15 protein-coding genes are annotated in these 20,397 nt (G+C 37.1%); 5 read left to right on the top strand and 10 right to left on the bottom strand.

What is annotated here, in order from left to right:
• Positions 1-2 precede the first annotated feature (2 nt).
• Both AC1M9L_RS06545 and AC1M9L_RS06540 read left to right on the top strand, forming a co-directional pair.
• A complete protein-coding gene (locus AC1M9L_RS06545; protein ID WP_481591659.1) occupies positions 3-1,709 on the top strand; it encodes a flotillin family protein in 1,707 nt (568 codons plus the stop codon).
• A gap of 179 nt (positions 1,710-1,888) precedes the next feature.
• Positions 1,889-2,626, top strand: a complete 738-nt coding sequence (locus AC1M9L_RS06540) for a sulfite exporter TauE/SafE family protein (protein WP_481591658.1) — start codon at positions 1,889-1,891, stop codon at positions 2,624-2,626.
• A 31-nt stretch (positions 2,627-2,657) separates the two neighbouring features.
• Here AC1M9L_RS06540 and AC1M9L_RS06535 read toward each other — a convergent pair whose 3' ends face one another.
• Both AC1M9L_RS06535 and AC1M9L_RS06530 read right to left on the bottom strand, forming a co-directional pair.
• A complete protein-coding gene (locus AC1M9L_RS06535) occupies positions 2,658-3,245 on the bottom strand; it encodes a 1-acyl-sn-glycerol-3-phosphate acyltransferase (protein WP_481591657.1) in 588 nt (195 codons plus the stop codon).
• Between the two features lie 194 nt (positions 3,246-3,439).
• A complete protein-coding gene (locus tag AC1M9L_RS06530) occupies positions 3,440-5,041 on the bottom strand; it encodes an isocitrate lyase (RefSeq protein ID WP_035267987.1) in 1,602 nt (533 codons plus the stop codon).
• A 681-nt stretch (positions 5,042-5,722) separates the two neighbouring features.
• Between AC1M9L_RS06530 and AC1M9L_RS06525 the strand changes: the two genes are divergently transcribed.
• The 3 genes from AC1M9L_RS06525 (at position 5,723) to AC1M9L_RS06515 (ending at position 9,854) form a co-directional block, all read left to right on the top strand.
• Positions 5,723-6,715: a LysR family transcriptional regulator gene (locus AC1M9L_RS06525; protein ID WP_035268043.1), complete on the top strand. Its 993-nt coding sequence runs from the start codon at positions 5,723-5,725 to the stop codon at positions 6,713-6,715.
• 141 nt (positions 6,716-6,856) lie between these two features.
• On the top strand, positions 6,857-8,179 hold the full coding sequence (gene paeA / locus AC1M9L_RS06520; protein WP_481591656.1) for a polyamine export protein PaeA: 1,323 nt from the start codon (positions 6,857-6,859) through the stop codon (positions 8,177-8,179).
• Positions 8,180-8,516: 337 nt separating this feature from the next.
• Positions 8,517-9,854, top strand: a complete 1,338-nt coding sequence (locus AC1M9L_RS06515; RefSeq protein WP_092767019.1) for a CitMHS family transporter — start codon at positions 8,517-8,519, stop codon at positions 9,852-9,854.
• Between the two features lie 58 nt (positions 9,855-9,912).
• Here the strand turns inward: AC1M9L_RS06515 and AC1M9L_RS06510 are convergent, their stop codons facing one another.
• The 8 genes from AC1M9L_RS06510 to AC1M9L_RS06475 form a co-directional block, all read right to left on the bottom strand.
• Positions 9,913-11,451 carry a TolC family protein gene (locus AC1M9L_RS06510; protein WP_481591655.1) on the bottom strand — a complete coding sequence of 513 codons (1,539 nt, stop codon included), beginning with the start codon at positions 11,449-11,451 and terminating at the stop codon, positions 9,913-9,915.
• On the bottom strand, positions 11,448-13,580 hold the full coding sequence (locus AC1M9L_RS06505) for a peptidase domain-containing ABC transporter (protein ID WP_481591654.1): 2,133 nt from the start codon (positions 13,578-13,580) through the stop codon (positions 11,448-11,450). Before AC1M9L_RS06505 ends, AC1M9L_RS06510 begins: the two co-directional genes overlap by 4 nt.
• Before the next feature lie 11 nt (positions 13,581-13,591).
• Positions 13,592-14,860, bottom strand: coding sequence for an HlyD family secretion protein (locus AC1M9L_RS06500; RefSeq protein WP_481591653.1), 1,269 nt, complete (start codon positions 14,858-14,860; stop codon positions 13,592-13,594).
• 236 nt (positions 14,861-15,096) lie between these two features.
• On the bottom strand, positions 15,097-16,893 hold the full coding sequence (locus AC1M9L_RS06495; RefSeq protein WP_481591652.1) for a cholesterol oxidase substrate-binding domain-containing protein: 1,797 nt from the start codon (positions 16,891-16,893) through the stop codon (positions 15,097-15,099).
• Between the two features lie 95 nt (positions 16,894-16,988).
• The gene (locus tag AC1M9L_RS06490; RefSeq protein ID WP_481591651.1) at positions 16,989-17,327 is read right to left on the bottom strand and encodes a hypothetical protein; all 339 of its coding nucleotides are present in this window, start codon (positions 17,325-17,327) and stop codon (positions 16,989-16,991) included.
• 629 nt (positions 17,328-17,956) lie between these two features.
• The gene (locus AC1M9L_RS06485; protein WP_481591650.1) at positions 17,957-18,469 is read right to left on the bottom strand and encodes a hypothetical protein; all 513 of its coding nucleotides are present in this window, start codon (positions 18,467-18,469) and stop codon (positions 17,957-17,959) included.
• 125 nt (positions 18,470-18,594) lie between these two features.
• Positions 18,595-19,503: an AEC family transporter gene (locus AC1M9L_RS06480; protein WP_481591649.1), complete on the bottom strand. Its 909-nt coding sequence runs from the start codon at positions 19,501-19,503 to the stop codon at positions 18,595-18,597.
• Positions 19,504-19,643: 140 nt separating this feature from the next.
• Positions 19,644-20,363, bottom strand: coding sequence for an HAD family hydrolase (locus AC1M9L_RS06475; RefSeq protein ID WP_481591648.1), 720 nt, complete (start codon positions 20,361-20,363; stop codon positions 19,644-19,646).
• Positions 20,364-20,397 lie beyond the last annotated feature (34 nt).

Raw genomic sequence — 20,397 nt, 5'->3', positions numbered from 1 at the left:
AAATGTTTAGTTCAAGTTTTTATCAAATTATTATAATTGCAGGACTTATTCTCATTGCGCTGGTTGTCATCGGAACCATTATTGCAAGACTATATAAACGCTCAAGCAAGGAAGTTTCATTTGTCAGAACTGGTTTTGGTGGGGAAAAAGTTATATTAGGAGGCGGTGCAATTGTACTTCCTGTTTTACATGAAGTCATTCCTGTTAATATGAATACCCTTCGTTTAGAAGTTAAACGTGCAGCTGATCAAGCCTTGATTACGCGTGACCGAATGCGTGTAGATGTGATGGCTGAGTTCTATGTTCGTGTTAAGCCAACTGCTGAATCAATTGCTACCGCAGCACAAACTTTGGGTCAAAAAACCATGTCACCAAATGAATTAAAAGATTTGGTTGAAGGTAAATTTGTAGATTCCCTGCGTGCAGTAGCAGCAGAAATGGCTATGGAAGAGTTACATGAAAAACGTGTCGACTTCGTACAGAAAGTTCAACAAGTTGTTTCAGAAGATCTGTTCAAAAATGGTTTAGAACTCGAAACTGTATCTTTAACAGGACTTGATCAGACCAGCTTTAAATTTTTTAACCCACAAAATGCATTTGATGCAGAAGGTTTGACAAAATTAACAGAAACTATTGAAGATCGTCGAAAAAAACGTAACGATATTGAACAAGATGCTGACTTAGCCATTAAAGCAAAAAATTTAGAAGCTGAACAAGCACGCCTTCAAATCCTGCGTGAACAAGAATACGCAAAGATGCAACAAGAGCGTGAAATTTCGATTCGTAAAGCTGAACAACTTGCTGAAATCGCAACGCAAGAAGCTGCCAAAAAGCGTGAGGCAGAAGAAGCCCAAATCGCTGCAGAACGTGAAATTGAATTAAAACGTATTTCAGCTGCACGTGATGTCGAAAATCAAAATATTCAAAAAGCACAAATTATTGAACAAGCGCAAGTAGAGCAAAAGAAAACCATTGAACTTGCGGAACAAGATCGCGCAATCGCGATTGCCGAGAAATCTCGTGCTGAATCTGAAGCCAAAGCACTTGCTGACCAAGCTCGTGCGCAAGCAGTGAAAGCCGAGGAAGAAGTTGTGACGGTTCGTGAAACACAGCGAGCTGAGCGTATTAAAGCGGTTGAACTTGTTGCTGCAAAACAGGCTGCAGAAACTGATGCTATTTCAATTACTGTCGCTGCCGAGGCATCAAAACAAGCTGCTGTAGATGAGGCTGAAGCTGTTCGTACTGCGGCTGAAGCAGAAGCTGAAAAAGTCCGCTTAAAAGCTAAAGGTGAAGCTGATGCTAAAATTCTTTTGGCTCAAGCTTTAGAAAAACAATACCAAGTCGATGCTGAAGGGACACGCGCAGTCAATGAAGCAAATAATATCTTGTCGAGTGAACAAGTTGAGATGCAAATTCGTTTGGCGCTTTTAAAGTATTTGCCTGAAATCATCCGTGAAAGTGTTAAACCAATGGAAAATATTGATGATATCAAGATATTACAAGTGAATGGTCTGGGTGGCATTACTGGCGCCACGACTTCAGCTGATCAAGCAGATCAATCACAATCTGTTGCACTTTCAGACCAAGTGGTGAATAGCGCACTCAGATATCGTTCACAAGCCCCTCTTATTGACAGCTTAATGAGTGAACTCGGTATTCAGGGTGGAGACATCAACGGTCTTACACAAAACCTAAAACCTAAAACCTAAAACCAATTAATGATAAAAGCCCTGATTTTCAGGGCTTTTATTCGCTTTACTGCTAGCTATTGCTTTTCTTATTATTTTTAAGATAACAAATATTATTTTAGGATTGATCAGTTTTCCCTACCCGACGATCTCATGCATTTTTCTTTTACTCCTGCTTCAGCAATTGATGCAGTCACCTTATGACGTTATGTATCTTTATTCTAGGCGCAATTTTTGCTGGATTTATTCAAGGTCTCACAGGTTTTGCCTTCGCTCTTATTGCGATGTCTTTTTGGGTATGGATTCTACCGCCTCAGATCATCGCCCCCTTGGTCGTTTGTGCATCACTATGGTGTCATATCATTTCAATGTATAAAGAACCAAGAACCTTTATAAAGCCTTCTATCGTTTGGGTCTATATTATCGCTGGCTTAATTGGAGTACCTTTGGGTACTTTTTTGCTTCATTATATCAATGCAGACACGTTCAAATTACTACTTGGGATATTTTTATTAATTTGGTGCCCACTCATGTTCTTTAATCCGCAACTACATTGTTTAAAAGATACCAGACTCAGGATGGACGGCTTGATTGGTTTTTTGGGTGGAATTTTAGGTGGGCTCGGTGGATTCTGTGGTGCAATTCCCTCGGCTTGGGTGATGCTTAAACAACTTCCTAAACATGAGCAACGCAACATTCTTCGACATTTTAATTTTGCCATCCAACTGTTTACTTTGATCATCTATTTATTTAACCAGACCATTAACGTGAATCACTTGTCTTATTTGTGGATTTTGATCTTTGCAGTTAGCCTACCTACGATCATTGGTGCAAAAATTTTTTATCAAATATCTGAGCAAAAATTTAAATCGATTGTCTTAACTTTATTGTTTTTTTCAGGCTTTATTTTAACCCTAAACGCAATTTTCTTGTATTAAAAAAGGCAGATTGTTCTGCCTTCTCCATATATTAACTGTTGTGTGAATATCGTTGGTCAACACTAAATTTTTCGGGGAATTTAGCTGAAATCTTTGAATAAAAATCCATAATTTCTGCCATATCCACTTCTATATCTCCAGTAGGATAAATAATTTTACCTACACCGCATTTTTTTTGACTGTAATCCATATATGCTAAAGCGATTGGGACATTCGCTGTAATTGCTACATGGTAAAAACCCGTTTTCCATTTTTCTTGTTTTGACCTTGTTCCCTCTGGCGTCACCAACATGACCAATTTTGGATGATCTTTAAAAAGATCTGCCATTAATTGCACCATGCTTGGTCTTTCCTCTCCCTCTTTCTTCGGTCGGCGATTAATTCCGATCCCTCCCATAGCCCGGACAAAAGGACCAAATGGAAACTTCATATAGCTGTCTTTAATTGTAATTCTGACATTTACACCTAAAGCTTTGAGCGCTAATCGCGCGTATAAAGCATCCAAGTTACTGGTGTGTGGTGCAGCAATCATGACACATTGGTCTAAATCTAAGGGCCAATGGTTATCAATTTCCCAACCTAATGCATTTAAACTCTGTTCAGCAAATTTTTCAAACATATAAATATACAAATGTAAATTTTCGGGATTGTAACAGCTTTGGCATTACTTTTATTCAAAATATGTATTAGGTTTTACTACCGCTGTTTTTCTATCTATACATCAATTAAATTGGCTCATGTATTTAGTTAAATAATTTCATTAACAATAAAAAAACCCTGCTTACGCAGGGTTTTTTTGAATCAGTTCAGTGCTTATGCAGAGAATTGGTTCATTGTATTTTTCGCATCGTCACCCGCTTTAAGCGCGTTGTCGCCAGCGAAGATTTCTTTGTGGTCATCACCGATGTCTGAACCAGCCATTGCTTGGTGTTTAACACAAGCGATACCGCCACGGATTTCTTTACGTTGTACACCAGCAACATAAGCCAACATACCTTCAGAACCGAAGTAACCTTCTGCAAGCTCATGTGTAGAAAGCGCAGCAGTGTGGTAAGTCGGAAGTGTAATCAAGTGATGGAATACACCTGCTTCACGAGAAGCATCGGCTTGGAACGTACGGATCTTCGCATCAGCATCAGCAGCTAATTCAGTATTGTCATACTCAGCGCTCATTAACTTAGCACGGTCGTAAGCAGATACGTCTTTACCTTCAGCAACCCAACGGTCGTAAGCTTGTTGACGGAAGTTTAACGTCCAGTTGAATGATGGTGAGTTGTTATAAACAAGTTTTGCATTTGGCACAACTTCACGTACACGGTTCACCATGTGAGCGATTTCTTCAACGTTTGGCGTTGCAGTTTCGATCCAAAGAAGGTCAGCACCGTTCTGTAAGCTTGTTACACAGTCAAGTACAACACGGTCAATTTGAGTACCTTCACGGAATTGATATAGACCAGAAGCTAAACGCTTAGGACGGTGTAATTTACCATCACGTTTGATTAGGATTTCGTCTTCTTGCGCTTCTGAAATATCAATTTCAGTAGTGTCTAAGTAGCTGATGTATTGAGAAGCGATATCGCCTGGCTCTTTAACCACTGGGATTTTTTGAGTCAAGTCAGCGCCTTCAGAGTCAGTACGTGCAACGATGATACCGTCGTCAAGACCCATTTCTAAGAATGCATAGCGAAGTGCATGGATTTTCGCAATGAAGTCTTCGTGTGGAACAGTTACTTTACCTGCTTGGTGACCACATTGTTTCGCGTCAGAAACTTGGTTTTCGATTTGAAGTGCACATGCACCCGCTTCGATCATTTTCTTAGCCAGTAAGTAAGTTGCTTCTTCGTTACCGAAACCAGCATCGATGTCGGCAATAATTGGCACAACGTGAGTTTGGAAGTTGTCGATTTGTGAAGTGATTTCAGCAGCTTTAGCAGTATCACCCGCTTCTTGCGCTTTTTTAAGTGCACGGAATAAGTCGTTTAATTCTTTTGCGTCTGCTTGACGTAAGAATGTGTAGATTTCTTCGATCAATGCAGGAACTGAAGTTTTTTCGTGCATAGATTGGTCAGGAAGTGGACCAAACTCAGAACGAAGTGCAGCAACCATCCAACCAGAAAGGTAGATGTAACGGCGTTCAGTAGTGCCGAAGTATTTTTTGTTCGCAATCATTTTTTGTTGTGCGATGAAACCATGCCAGCAACCCAAAGATTGAGTATATTTGCTAGAATCAGCATCATAAGCAGCCATATCACGACGCATAATCGCAGCTGTGTATTTCGCAATATCTAAACCAGTTTTGAAACGGTTTTGAAGTTGCATACGTGCAGCATCTTCAGGACTGATGTCTGCCCAAGTGTTGCCGAATTTTGCTTTTAATTCGCGGATTGCATCAATCGCTGTTTGGTATGTAGTCATGATATTTTACCCTGTATATAATTTTAGGATTTATCAATCGAAGGACTAAATCTACTCGGTATTAATTGTTCAGATTTAGAGCGCTTCGTTGCTATGGACTTAGCTTAGATTGACTCTAGAAATTAATCCAATATTTTCGTTTAATTCTCAGTATTTATTTAAAAAATATGTAGATTAAAGTCGTAATATAAATGAAATACCATTCAATAAATTATTGATTTTAATAAAATTTATAAAATAAGTATTTGTACACTTTTAACACAATTTGAGTAATTCTTATTCATTAGACTTAAGTATCAAGCTCACAATTACGTTTATTTTTTCTTCAAACATCTTTAGATTTTACCCTTCAATTGACTTTTCTGACAGAGCATCATTAATAAACTGTTAGTTTTAAATGAATATTTTTTAAACTGTGAACCATATTGATGGAATCAACAATAAAGCATTTAAATTGAGATAAACCTAAAAACAATTTAGAACATAGCATGGTAATTTCAAAAACAACTAAAGCCCTATTTCTTAAATAAATGTATAGGTACTGCCTTATGACAAAAATAACGTAAATTTGATGAATATATGTTAAATTCTGCTGAAAAAATCAGCATAAAAACACACAAACCTAAGCGCTTATGGCATAATTCTCCACGATTTCAAAAATTTATTTTCGGTATTTTTTTTATGAATCTTGAGCGGGTTGATCTCAATCTCTTAATTTACTTAGATGTTCTTTTGCGAGAGAAGAATGTTACACGTGCAGCAGAACAATTGGGTGTTACTCAGCCTGCAATGAGTAATATTTTACGTCGTCTTCGTAACTTATTTAATGATCCGCTTTTAATTCGCTCTTCTGAAGGAATGACTCCTACAGAAAGGGCTTTAGAACTACAGCCTCGTATTCGTGATGCCCTTTCTGATCTATCTATGATCTTAGAACCACGAACAGAATTTAGACCTTATACGTCAAATCGTGTTTTCCGCATCATGACTTCAGATTATGCTGAAGCGACACTTGTGCCTCGCTTAGTTAAGGCTCTGCGTTCAGAAGCACCAAATGTTGTTTTAGATTTTCTAACACCGAGTGATGTATCTTATCGTGATATGGAACAAGGTAAAGTTGATCTTGCCATCAACCGTTTCAACGAAATACCACAAAGTTTTCATCAGGTTCTGGTGTGGCGTGACAGCTTTTCATGCTTACTGAATAATAAGCATCCTGCCGTAAATAATTTGAATCTAAAAAGTTATCTAGATGCGCAACATATCTGGGTTTCTAAAACTGGGATGGGGGTAGGATTTGGTGTTAACCCAGAGAAACAAGCCGGTTTAGGTTGGATTGATCAAGCTTTAGAGCGTATTGGTCAAAAACGCAAAATTTCGGTATTTACACGTCATTATCAAATGCCAGGTTTATTAGCGTCTAATGTCGATCTCATTGCGACATTACCGACGAAAATCGCTCGCCTACAAGCTAAAAGTCAAAACTTGATGCTCAAAGACCCTCCATTTTACATTCCTGAATTTGAACTCAAAATGGCGTGGTGCCCTCTATTACATCATCATCCTGCTCATCGTTGGTTACGTCAGTTGATTTTATATGTAGCTCGTCAAATGACTGAGGAAGAAAATCGTGAATTTCTTTCAAATAACAATACCCACTTCTCACAATTTTGATTGAGTAGAGCTGATTTAAATCAATACTTTAAAATTTTTTACTCAATAACTATGATATTGAGGTAGTGTAAAAATTCACTACCTCTATGTTTTTTGTGATAAAACTTTCCTCATAAATAATTTAAAAACAAAGGTGTTCGTGTGAGCCTCTTTCAGAATTTCGTGATCATTATGATTTTGATTGCTGGAGCTGGATTCTTATCATTAAGTGAAATCGCACTTGCAGGATCACGTAAAGTGAAACTGAAAATTTTGGCTGAGTCTGGTGATGATCGTGCACAAAAAGTGCTTACGCTTCAAGAGAATTCAGCTGATTTCTTTGCTGCCTCGCAAATCGGCTTAAATGCTATTGCAATTTTGGGGGGGATTTTAGGTGAAGCTGCATTTAGACCTTATTTTGTGATTTTGGTCGATCGTTTCTATGATGGTCCTTGGTCACAATCAATTGGTTTTGCATTGTCATTTACTTTAGTGACATCACTGTTTATTTTATTTGCTGATCTTATGCCTAAACGATTGGCAATGATTGCACCTGAAAAAATCGCTGTCTCTTTAATTAATCCTATTCAGGTATTCATTACTGTTTGTCGTCCATTAGCTTGGTTTATCAATGCAATTGCCAACCTCTTATTCCGTTTATTCAAAGTAAATACTACTCGTGATGATAATATTACTTTTGATGATATTTCCGCGGTAATGGATGCAGGGGCACAAGCAGGTGTCTTACAAAAACAAGAACATCACTTTATTGAAAATGTATTTGAACTTGAAGAACGAAATGTTCCTTCGAGCATGACTACACGTGAAAACGTAGTTTTCTTTACCATCAATGAATCAGAAGAAAGTATTCGTCAAAAACTGGCTGAATTTCCCTATTCAAAATATTTAGTCTGCAATGAAAATATTGATCAAGTGATTGGCTATGTTGATGCTAAAGATATCTTGATTCGTATTTTAAATAATCAAAAATTTAATCAGTTGAATGAATCCACTATCCGTAATGTATTAACGATTCCAGATACACTTACACTGTCAGAATTACTTGATCGCTTCAGATCTAGTAAAGAAAAGTTTGCCGTTGTGATCAATGAATATGCCTTGGTGGTTGGTGTTATTACCCTATCTGATATTATGATTACCGTGATGGGTGACTGGGTTACGCCAACGGATGAAGATCTTCAAATTATCAAGCGGGATGATCATTCTTGGCTGATTGAAGGCAGTACACCTATTGAAGATGTCAAGCATGCATTAGAAATTGATGAAATGCCTGATGATGAAAACTATGAAACTTTAGCTGGGTTTATGATGTTTAAACTTCGTAAGATTCCACGTCCTGCTGATAGTGTAGTATTTAATGGTTATAAATTCGAGGTGGTCGATGTTGACCATTTTAAAATTGACCAACTACTCGTGACCAGATTACTTGATGAAAAAGCAGAATTAGAATCAACTTTTGAATAAGACACTATCCACCACTCAGGTGGATTTTTTTATTCAGTTTATCTAATTAAACTTGAGATTTTTCGCCTTCAAAAATTATTAAAATTAGAATTTATACTCAATTTTTATTACAAATATCACACTTAAAAATCATGTTTAATGTCTCCAATCACAAAATATAAATTTTAAACTTATGAATTTTAACTACTATTTTTTATAAAAATTATGGTTATTTTAATATTTTCTAAACAATATTTAGTTTAATCATAAATTTCTCTAAGATGGTCGGCGTTTTCGAAGATAACAAATACTGTAATAGAAACAATATTGATTAAAACGCTAATCTAAGGATAGATCCATGTTGACCTTGCTTGGTTTGGGCATGATTTTGTGCTTTATGTACCTCATTATGTCTAGACGTATGACTCCCCTCGTCGCACTCACGCTTATTCCCGTTCTTTTTGCGCTAATTGCATATGGATTAGGTTTTTTTGTAGATAGTTTGAACCATATTCAACTTAATGAACTTGGTGAAATGATGTTAGATGGTGTTAAAAAGTTAGCACCTACCGGCGTCATGTTGCTATTTGCTATCTTGTATTTTGCCATCATGATTGATACAGGTTTATTCGATCCATCAGTGAAATTTATTCTCAGATTGGTAAAAGGTGATCCCCTCAAAGTAGTATTAGGTACGATTACCTTAACATTGATCGTGTCTTTAGATGGTGATGGCTCTACCACTTATATGATTTGTGTTGCTGCCATGTTACCGCTTTACAAGCGATTAGGCATGAGCCCTTTAATTATGGCCTGTCTCATGATGTTAGCCAGTGGAATCATGAATTTAACGCCATGGGGTGGACCTACTGCACGTGCGGCAAGTGCACTCCATGTAGATCCTAGCGATGTGTTTGTTCCTATGATTTTACCGATGCTGTTCGCCATTGGTTGGTTGTACTTTTTAGGAACCATGTATGGCCGAATGGAGCGAAAAAGATTAGGCATCATGGAATTGGATATTAGCCATGGCGACAATATTCAAATTTCATCAAACCCAGAGGCAAATCGAGCGCATTTGAGATGGTTTAATGGATTATTAACTCTTGCACTGATGGCCAGCCTAGTCATGGGTATTTTGCCTATGCCTATTTTATTTATGATTGCATTGTGTATTGCTTTAGTCGTGAACTATCGTGATATTGATATGCAAAAAAGCTTAGTCGCTCATCATGCTGGTAGTGCTTTAAATGTCGTTGGTATTATTTTTGCCGCTGGTATTTTTACAGGTTTACTCACTGGCACGGGTATGGTCGATGCCATGTCAAAAGAGTTAGTAGCGATTATTCCAGATAGTATGGGTCCATATTTGGCACCGATCACAGCCGTTTTAAGCATGCCTTTAACGTTCTTTATGTCAAATGATGCTTTTTACTATGGTGTTCTGCCCATCTTATCTGAAGCTGCAGCACATTATGGCATCTCTCCTGTGGAAATGGCTCGTGCATCGATTGTTGGTCAACCCGTTCATCTGCTCTCACCCTTAGTTCCATCTACCTTTTTACTCTGCGGGCTTGCTGGGATTGAGTTTGGTCAACACCAAAAATTTACCATTAAATGGGCGATTATTACGTGCTTAGTGATGCTTGCAAGTGGATTAATATTTGGGATGTTCCCATTCTATTCTGCTATTTAATCGTATCTCTAGTTTCGGAGTGATTTTTTGATCACTCCAATCTCTTATTTATAAAGGCTTATTGAGCTTGAGTCTCATTCCAAATATTCAAGTTCCCCATGTTAGATAGAAGTTGATACCTCACCACTAAAAACTCTGTCAACAAGGTGGAATAATTCATTTTTGCTTCACTTAACACATTCTGAGCATTAAGCACTTCGAGTAAATTTCCTACACCCGCTTTATAACGTCCTTGGGCGACTTCATAGGCTTCTGAAGCACTTTGATTCAATATCGTTAGCGCCTTAATATTGTCATGGATTGCATTTAGCTCATTATAGCTTTTCCAGATTTCAGCATTAATTTCAAGCTTCAATCTTTCTTGCTCTAATTGCTTTAATTTTAAGTTTTCTTGAGCAACGACAATTTGATTTTTTCGATTATAACCATCAAACAATGGGAAATTGACTTGCACACCTGCTTGTAGAGATTGGCGATCACTGCCATAACTGTCACTCGTTTGTTTTTGCTGATCATAAATGCCGTTAAAACTAACAGATGGATATCTAGACCGCTGTATTGCCTTAATTTTATTTTCAGCTGCGAGTGAATCATATTGTGCAGCTTTAAACTTTGGATGCATTTTTTCAGCATCCTGAATGAGGATTTCAATCGGTTTAAGATCTAGCTCTTTTGGAATTTTTAATTGATTATTAATTTTGAAATTTTGGTATGCAGGCTCACCCATTAATGATGCTAAAAGTCCTTTTGCTATTTTTAAATCACCTAAAAATTTAGTTTGATCTGACTTTGCTTTCGCCAAATTTGCGGACATTTGTAATGCATCTGATTTGATACCAACACCCGCACAATATCGAGCATTTGCAATTTCATAGTTTTTTTCTGCAAGTAAAACCAACTCATTAATATTATTTAACTTTAACTCAGCCTGAATAATTTGATAATAAGTCGAAATCGTTTTGATGATCATATTTTGCAAAGCAACATCATGCTGTGCCAAAGACATCGCTAATAATTTTTCGGCTTCTTCTGCTTGATAAAATCGACTACCAAAATCATAAATTAGCCAATTGGCTCTTATTCCAAGTCCGTAACGGCGTAAGTCAGTGTCATAACTCAAAACAGGACGATCTTTTACTTGATTATCATCACGTGACCAATCGTAATTCAAGGTGCTATTCACTTGAGGATAATAATTTGCTTTAGAGATTTTAAGCTGAGCAGTTTGAATACGCGTTTGTACCCAAGCACTTTTTGTCTCAGGATTACGACAAACTGCACGTTCAATGGCATCAATCAGTTCTATTGGCTGTTCATTCTTGAGATTATTTTGAGATAAACAATATTGAGGTTGACTTAACATTTTCTGATTTTGAAGATCAAGTGACACATTTTGATTGAGTTGTTGTTCTATTTCCTTACGTTTTGTCTCATTCTCACGGGCTTTACGCTGAACCGTGAGCTCATCAAACCATAATGTCTCGCGCTGTTTTTTTAGATTTGGAGTCAGTTTTGACAACCAACTCTCTGCATAAGCCAACGAACTATGTCCGAATAGTGACCCAACAACAATGAAAGCGATGTATGTAATTTTCATTTAGGTTGCAAATCCTTGGTCAACATATCACGGACAATCACGCCATCTTGTAAAGCGATAATTCGCTCAGCAGATGAAATCGTTTCTGGACGGTGTGCAATAATCAATTTGGTAATATTTAAATGTTTGAGATTTGCATTGACCTCTTGTTCTTTTAATACGTCTAAACTACTGGTCGCCTCATCCATAAATAAAATCTTTGGTTTTTTATAGATAGCACGAGCCAATAAAATTCGTTGTTTTTGTCCTCCTGACAACATATTACCAATATCCCCCACTAAGGTTTGATATCCCATTGGCATACGGCTAATGTCATCATGAATTGCGGCATATGCTGCACATTGTTGTACCCATTGCATATCTGGATTTGAATCAAAAAAGCAAATGTTTTCTGCGATTGAACCAGCAAATAGAATGTCATCTTGTAACACTGTCGCGACTTGATCTCGCACAGCGTTTAATCCTAATTGTTCAAAGTCACGCCCCATGATTTTGACTTCACCTTCATTCTGCTTAAATACGCCTAACAGAACATGTAGCAATGTGGTCTTACCGCAACCTGTTGCCCCGATAATGGCGACAGATTGATTTTGGGGAATCTTAAAACTAATCCCCTTGAGTACATAAGGGTCATTTTCTGAATATTTGAAGTGCAGATTTTCGACTTCAATTGCATTCTCAACCTGATCTACATTTGTGATTTCAGCATCACCGTATAATTTTTCTTGTTCTGTTAACACAATATCGGATAAACGCTCTACATCAATTTGAAGCATTTTAACTTCGATAAACTTATCGATTAGTCCTGCAACCCGACTATCAAATTGGCCTTTATACGCCATAAATGCCATCAGCACACCAACAGTAAAATTACCCTCCAATACCAATGTGGCACCTAACCAAATAATTAGAATGTTCTGAATCCCAAATAGCACTCCATTTGCCAATGAGAATCCCAACCCCAGCTTTTGGGTCGTTAATCCAGCATTGACTTGATTGACCATAAGATTTAACCAAGTCGAACGGCGAACATCTTGTCGTTGGAACAGTTTTATGGTTTTTGCGCCACGCACAGTTTCCATAAAATGGCTGCTTTGCTTCGCTGCATGAATAATCTGCGCTTCAGTCGCTCGTTTCAAAGGTGCATACCAAATCCATCGGATTAAGGCGTATAAGCCCATGGTAAAAATTGCAATCCAAGCTAACTTCGGACTGTATACAAACATTAAAATCAACGTAAATACTGTCATTAATCCATCAAGAATCGCAGCTAAGAACGTTGTGGTGAGCGTGGTTTGAATGTTACCAATTGATCCAAATCGCGAAACAATGTCACCGAGTGATCGTCTTTCAAAATAAGAGACAGGAACATTAATCATGTGATTAAAGACGTTGGCTTGCCACTGCACACTTAAATGTGTGCTCATATACATCATGATCCAAGAACGAAGTAGCCCGATAAACTGCTGAAGCAACATCAACATGCCAAAGCCAATAGCCAGTATCGTTAAGAGATCCCGATCTGCAGATACGATCACATGGTCGATCACCCATTGCATAAAAAATGGGCTAATTAATGAAAAAACTTCTAAGGCTAAGGCCAAGATTAAAATTTGCCCGAGAGATTTCCATAAACCACGAACATGACCGATTAGACCTTTAAGCTGAATCTGATTTTTATCTTCTTTTTTTTCAAATTCAGTATCTGGCCAAAGCTCTAATGCAACACCCGTAAAATGTTCAGACATCTCATTGAGTGTCAGTACACGTTTACCAAATGCTGGATCTAAAATCGTGACTTTATTGGCACTGACTTCTTGCAATACCACAAAGTGGTTGAAATCCCAATGTAAAATACACGGGGTTTTAAGCTGATCTAAATCTTCTAAATCCAGCTTTAATGGGCGTGTTACCATTTTCAACTGATTACTAATTTTGATCAGCTGATTGAGATTTGAACCCTTTTGAGAAACTGAAAAACGACGTCTTAACGTTAATAAATCAGACTCATAGCCATAATAATGCGCAATCATCGCAATACAGGCTAATCCACATTCTGTCGCTTCCGTCTGTAAAATGGTTGGAATTTTCCGTCCAAATCCAAGAGAAATTTTGTCTAATATCTGCATGTTATTTCTTCTTATATCTTGCCAGTGATGCTATATAACGGTTCGAGTACCCATTCATATAGTTTTCTTTTTTCTTGCATGATATCTGCATCAAAGGCCATGCCCACTTTAAGAGGCTTACTTTCACCATAGGCTTTTACAAACTGTTGTTCTAATTTGACTTTGACTAAATACACAGGTTCACTTTGGTTAAGTGTTACACCCTGACTTAACTCGCCTAAATTGGTCAGTTCTTGTGGGTTCATCGTCGTCGCTGAGATTGAATGAATCACACCTTCACCTTGACCAAATTTTTGGTAAGGATAGGCTTGAAAACGAAGTTTTACGGTTTGACCAGTCCGTATAAATCCAATTGCTGAACTGGGTACAAAAAGATGTGCTTCTAAATAAGAAGGCGTCGGAACAATATTCATGACAGGAATATTAGGAGAAATAAACTGACCAACCTCTGCATTAATCGATGCTATTTTTCCTGTCGCATTGGCTTGTAATAGCAAACTATCCCGCGCTTTATTTTCTAAAAACTCTTGCTGATTCGAAGCTAATTGACGATCGACCAAAGTCAGCTCACTTTCCAACTTCGATGCTAGTCCTTGCTGAGCCAATAATTTATTTTCTAATTCAGCTTGTTTAGTATTTTTTTCTCGCTCATAGCTCTGTAAAGCAACTTTTAGGCTGATATAGTTATCTTGCTTCAGTTGATATTCTTCAATCGAAATATATTCTTTATCTTTTAAATCTCGATAACGATGTGCATTTTCTTGTGCAAGTGCTAGACGTTGGCTTTGCTCGGCAATTAAGCCATCTAATTTTATTAAATCTAAACGTATAGATTGAATTTCTGCATTTAATTGTTGAACACTATTTAAATGTAAGTCTTTTAGTTTATTTTTTTCAGTATCTAAACTTTGTTTTTTTAACTCAATTTGTTGTTGTACAGACTCATTATAGTTACCTGTACTATTATAACGCGTCATTTTTAATGCAATTAATGGTGTCCCTTTCTCCACTAACTGACCTTCTTTGACGAATTTTTCACTTACTGTGCCGCCTTCGGCACTATAAACTCGGATTAAACCCGTATTAGGAATCAATAATCCTTTAACACTCGTCCTCTTCGTGTAGCTTCCAAAAAAAATAAAACTCACTAATAAAACAGTGAAAGTGGCGACAACAATCGTAAGTACCGTAAATGAAAATGGTCGAATCAAAATGACTTCACCAATCCACTTTGACTTTTGTGCATCAATCGCTTTGTCTCTAAACAGCTTATTTGTCATATATATTTGTAATTAATTTTTCAAGTGCGAGTTTTTTATATTGAATTTTCATCAAGTTGATTACATTTCAACAGCGTGCTTAAAAGAGACAAACACAAACCAAAAGTTTTCAATAAAATAGTCATGATCTGTGTTGTCTCCTGTTCTATCCCACACTTCGCTCAGCTAAATCTGCTTTGAATAAACTCAGTTGGATACTGATTTCAATAGATTAAAAACGAAGCGTTCATCTCGTTTTATTTCAAAACTCGATTAACTAAAGGTGCTGTGAACAAAGCATGAGGATCATATTGCTTTAAAATATGACTACTCGACTGAATGGTTAAATGATTAGATTGACCCTGAGCATGGACGCGTGGAATTTCATAATCGATATAAGTTGAACTGTCCCAAGCTTTTTGATTGGTATAACCCCACCCTTTAGACCATTCTGGTCGCATCAATGAATCACCTTGATAACGTTGTGACATCCACTCTTCAACTTCTGTGTAAAATTGTGCTGAGAATGGCGTACCTGGCAAGGTTAAAATATCAAACCAAACGGCACAGTCCCATTCAGGATGATCAGGACATGGTTTAATCGCTGATAATGCTGCTGTTTGAGCGCCGTGAACAATTGAATCTTCTGGATGATCCAAGCCCGTAACTCGAATTTCAACAGGTCCATTCATTGGGAAACGACCCAATTTTTGATATTGCTTCATCTTAATGCCGTAATAATCACAAAAATCAGCAATAACCCGTTGAACGTTTGCACGACTTGTAATGACAGCATAGCCATTTGCCGTAACACGCAAAGTTGTTGGTTTGACATACAGTAAAACGTTTTTTGACGTTCCCCATAAATCATAAGTTTGAGTAGAAGCCAAACCACCAGTCAAAATCGTCGTTATTCCAGATAATGGCGTACCATTTAAACCTAGTTTAGAGATTTCATACTGAGTAAAACCGAAGGTTGGCGTGAGATAAGTACTTTTATTGACGATGATTTTATGAATTAAATCTGTAATAGGTTTGATTAAATTATCTGAGAACCAATAATTGAATGGTTTGACTGTCTGTCGAGCAGTCAAAGGACGATACGGAGTAACAGTCCAAACTTTTAACCAAGGATAATCGGTGAATGGAAACCAAATTGCTTCTGCACGACCAGATTTATCCAGGAAATGAGAGAAGGTACGTCCAGCATGCTTATCTTGAGCAAATAGCTCATTGATATGAATGTCGGTATAGCTTTCACAACGAATATATTGATTTTTTGACGTTTGTAATTGTGCAGATAAAATAAATGCACGACCTATATGAACTAAAAATGCACGAATTTCAGGATCATTTCGCAGGAAGGTTTTTGCAACGTATCGACCTTCTCGTTGGTCGAAAACAGCAGCAGTGATCGATACCACTAAATTACTGATCGAACCATAAGTTTGACCTTCTTGTTTTTTTTCCCCTACGGCAGGTACACCTGTGCCATGACCATCAATGGCCAACACACCACCCAAAGTCAAATCTCCAGGTGCTGGTACTGCCACAAATCCACGATTACGGTATTCCATTGCGGTTAACAATGCTTCCATTTGAATGCCTGCTTCGGCAGTCACAATACCGTTTGCTTCAATACTTACTTTGTTGATATGCGTTGGCATATCAATCAATAAAATTTTAGTAATCTTGTCTTGATCATCCAACAATAAAGGTGACCAATTATGTGACATCCCTTTGGCTCTGACTTTATAACCATTTTGATAAGCCCAATTAATCGCTTTTAAAACTTGTTCTTGATTTCTGGGTGATGCTGTCCATGCATTTTCATAACGAGATTCCCCAGACCAATTTTCATATTCCTGTTTAAAAATTGAGATTTCAGTTGGGAAATTTACTAATCTTTCTTGTAAAGGAAAAAACCAAGCCTCTGCCTTTTGTGTTGGGAACCATGCTGAAACAGCACCAACAGCACCAACAGCAGCTAAGCTACCCATTGTTTTTAGAAAGTTTCTTTTATCGTGATCTATTTGTTCTGATGAGTTTTGCATTGTTATAGCCACCAAAAGTTTTAGCTTTATTATTTCTGTAACTGAAAGCAGACAAGTACTCATGACCAGTCTGCCTTTAACACTTTATTTAAAACTTATGAAAGCCAAGCACGAACGCCATTTAAAGTCGGAAGAAGTTTATATTGACCTTCTGCCTTTTCTTTTTCGTAATGGTTTGGAGTTTCATCTACATCGCCACCAAGTGCACGACCTAGACCAATTAATGTTTTTGATGCCACTAAACCAGTAGTATCAGCAGCTTGGTGTACTAGCCCTAAACCTACTGCACTAAATACAACACCAACTGATGAAATCAGTTTTGAATTAAGTGTTTGATTGAATAAGTTCACACCGTGGATGATTGAGTCACCAATCAACGTTCCAGCACCAGATACTTCATTGATTTCTTCTTGCTTTAATTCAACTAAGCTCATGATTAAAACCTCGTTATAAAGAATTTATGTTAAATACACCTAACTTTTGTTAAGCATTTTTTAATATACAGGATGAAATATGTAGTATTAATGACAAATAACTAACGTTATTTAATTATTTTGTGATTTATTTAACATTATTTATGATAATCTGGTCGACTATTTTTATCGAAAATAACTGTTCAATTTCAAATGATAGATACATCATTGGCCCGTTCATCACCATTGATTGAATATGTAGGAGCATTACAAACATGGCAATAAAAAACTAAAAAACAAAATTTTAAGGTCTATTTTAGAAGGTCTTAATATTTACTAGTCCAAAATACATCATCATGTGCAATAGCACTTGAAAAGTCAGCACCAAGACAAAGCAAAACTGAATACAAAGCAATAAGTATGGTTGTATAACTGTCACAGGGGGTCACAGTATCTGCAGAAATTCCGATAAAGAATCCTAATACAGCGGGCAGATTAAAAAAGTATCCCAGTGCAATGTCCGAGTAGAACAACACCATGGTTGATGGTAAAAGAAAAAACCGATTTAAGCCTTTGCTTAAATCGGTTTTCAGTCACTTGGTTCGCTGAACTACGTTTTCAACTCTTTGTTTAACTTGAATAATAAAGGATTAACGACCATAGATTTCTAAAAGTTTATCTAAGGTTGCTTGATAATGAATATCGATATCTTCAGCTAAAATAGTATACGCATTATCTAACTGAACCATTGGCCAGCCTTCTTTCCAAAATGGAAAAATATTGTGTAGATCATGTGTTACGATTGCTTCTTCACGTGTAATCGCCTGTGCAACCTGCGATAAAACTTGTGCTGTTTCAGCACCATCAATCTCAAGATAATCAATACCACGCGCTTTAAGAATACGAATTCTGTCTTTTTTATATTTAATTTTTTTTGCTTGTGCTTCATTTAAGCCTAGCGCAAGTGTCACTGCTTCAACAAACTTTTCTTCAAAAGATTTATGTAATGCAACCAAGGCTTTTTTATGTGCTTCCTGACGCCCCTCTTTACCACCACTACGAATCAGTTTATTCGCCTCAACATTAAGTTCGTCAGATTTCATTGACTGCAAAATATCTAAAATTTCGATATCACTTAAAGATTCAGCATTGTGGTGTGTCATGGGAGTACTTCAATTCAACTTAATCTTGCATTTTCTCATAATTCAACACAAATACATAATCTAATTCAAATTGAATCGATAAACTTTCAAATGATTCTAAATATTTGGAATTATACTTCTGAGTTTTAGTGCAATATGAAAGTCAAAACGATGGGTAGTGTGATTGCAGCACCGATAATTTGCAGACTAATTACGCCAGCCATTAATTGACTGTCACCACCCAATACTTTTGTCAGAATATAAGCAGCTGAAGCCGTTGGTAATGCAAAATATAAAATGAAGATTTGCGTCTCTAAACTATTGAAGCCCAGCATTTTACAGACCAACCAAGCCAATATCGGCATTAAACATAAACGCGATAGCGTGTTGATCATTAGCGGAAATGATTCTTTTTTAAGAGCCACAAATTGCAATGCAGCACCGACACACATTAGTCCCATAGGTAAGCTACATATCGCAAGTTGGTAAATTAATGACTCTGCACCTTTCCATAATGGCAGCCCGGATACATTGTAGAGCACCCCAACCAGGCAACCTAAAATTAAAGGATTTTTGAGTAGCGATATAATCACTGCTCGAAAATTCATATTTTCATGATCGGTCAGTGCCAATACCGAGATGATATTCACAACAGGAATACTGATCGCCAACAGCAATGCAAAAATTGTCATGCCTTCTGCTGGAAAAAGCGAAGCAACTACTGCTAAACCAATATAGGTATTAAAACGTACATTGCTTTGAACATAGACTCCAAATCTTCGTGTTGGGGTCTGAAAAATTCTTTTTAGAATATATAAAACTGCACAAACAATTGGAAAGACCACGAGTAAAATGACTAAAATTTTACTTACCATCTCCATATGAATATCAGCTTGAGCCAGATTGCCAAAGAGCATGGCAGGGAAAAAAACAAAATAGTTAAGTTTTTCTGCACCCGCCCAAAACTCGTCAGTTAAATATGATTTCTGTTTAAGAAAATATCCAATTAAAATGAGCCCTATCAGCGGCACTAAGGATAAAACAATGCTGTACATAAATGATGAGCCTAATCGAGTGCAGATCGCTCAGTCCTAATACGCTCAATCAACCACAGTGGTTTATTGCATGCATTTTGAACTGATCATTTTATATTACACTGCATCAAGCTGATCGTCTCAAAAATTCATCATTTACATCATGCATTGACTTGTTTTATATACGCTAAAATTTCAGGCAAATTCTGAATTGTTTTATTTAAGGGCGGTTGATGTTCAGCTAAGGATTGGTGAAACCCCGCCAAATATAGTCCATCTAATCCAGCCTGAGTAGCACCCCAATAATCATTCAATGGATGATCACCAACATAAAGACAATGGTCAGATGCAATTCCTAATTGTTGACAAGTCATATGAAATATTTCTGCTTGAGGCTTTGACACACCTGCCTTCTCAGAACTCATGATCACATCAAAATAATGCGCGATTCCTAAACCTTCGATAATTTTGTGTCGAGTGAAATGTCCTCCATTCGAAATGATTGCCAACTTAAATCCCTCGCTTCTAAGCTGATCAAGCGTCTGAATAGCATTTGGCATCATGACTGCGTTTAGTCCAAATTGATTAAACCAATAGTCACTTAATTCATCTAATTCTGGTGCTTTTTTCCATTTCAACTGCTTGAGTAATGCATGAGCAACTGAACCACCAATGGTAGGTTCAGTCATTCTTTCTCGGATGGGATAGCCACCATGATCAATATATCGAATCGTTTCGAGAATCTCAGCTTGCGCAGACGAGGCAGATTGATCGATTTGCTGTTTATAAGTATTAAATAATGCCCGACTAAAAGTTTGAACACTTAAATCTCGGTGTGTCAGTGTATTGTCCAAATCAAAAATAACAGCTTGAATTTTCATACTGCTTAGAGGAGTGTATTCATTTGCCCATGCT

This window comes from Acinetobacter sp. ANC_7511, from assembly GCF_056779975.1.
Note: the sequence above shows the minus strand (reverse complement) of the source record. Positions and strands in the feature narration are given on the sequence as shown.

Excerpts from the sequence above, each read along its gene's own strand:
- AC1M9L_RS06545 (WP_481591659.1), top strand. The coding sequence starts at position 3 with ATGTTTAGTTCAAGTTTTTATCAAATTATTATAATTGCAGGACTTATT.
- AC1M9L_RS06540 (WP_481591658.1), top strand. The coding sequence starts at position 1,889 with ATGACGTTATGTATCTTTATTCTAGGCGCAATTTTTGCTGGATTTATT.
- AC1M9L_RS06535 (WP_481591657.1), bottom strand. The coding sequence starts at position 3,245 with ATGTTTGAAAAATTTGCTGAACAGAGTTTAAATGCATTAGGTTGGGAA.
- AC1M9L_RS06530 (WP_035267987.1), bottom strand. The coding sequence starts at position 5,041 with ATGACTACATACCAAACAGCGATTGATGCAATCCGCGAATTAAAAGCA.
- AC1M9L_RS06525 (WP_035268043.1), top strand. The coding sequence starts at position 5,723 with ATGAATCTTGAGCGGGTTGATCTCAATCTCTTAATTTACTTAGATGTT.
- AC1M9L_RS06515 (WP_092767019.1), top strand. The coding sequence starts at position 8,517 with ATGTTGACCTTGCTTGGTTTGGGCATGATTTTGTGCTTTATGTACCTC.
- AC1M9L_RS06510 (WP_481591655.1), bottom strand. The coding sequence starts at position 11,451 with ATGAAAATTACATACATCGCTTTCATTGTTGTTGGGTCACTATTCGGA.
- AC1M9L_RS06505 (WP_481591654.1), bottom strand. The coding sequence starts at position 13,580 with ATGCAGATATTAGACAAAATTTCTCTTGGATTTGGACGGAAAATTCCA.
- AC1M9L_RS06500 (WP_481591653.1), bottom strand. The coding sequence starts at position 14,860 with ATGACAAATAAGCTGTTTAGAGACAAAGCGATTGATGCACAAAAGTCA.
- AC1M9L_RS06495 (WP_481591652.1), bottom strand. The coding sequence starts at position 16,893 with ATGCAAAACTCATCAGAACAAATAGATCACGATAAAAGAAACTTTCTA.
- AC1M9L_RS06490 (WP_481591651.1), bottom strand. The coding sequence starts at position 17,327 with ATGAGCTTAGTTGAATTAAAGCAAGAAGAAATCAATGAAGTATCTGGT.
- AC1M9L_RS06485 (WP_481591650.1), bottom strand. The coding sequence starts at position 18,469 with ATGACACACCACAATGCTGAATCTTTAAGTGATATCGAAATTTTAGAT.
- AC1M9L_RS06480 (WP_481591649.1), bottom strand. The coding sequence starts at position 19,503 with ATGTACAGCATTGTTTTATCCTTAGTGCCGCTGATAGGGCTCATTTTA.
- AC1M9L_RS06475 (WP_481591648.1), bottom strand. The coding sequence starts at position 20,363 with ATGAAAATTCAAGCTGTTATTTTTGATTTGGACAATACACTGACACAC.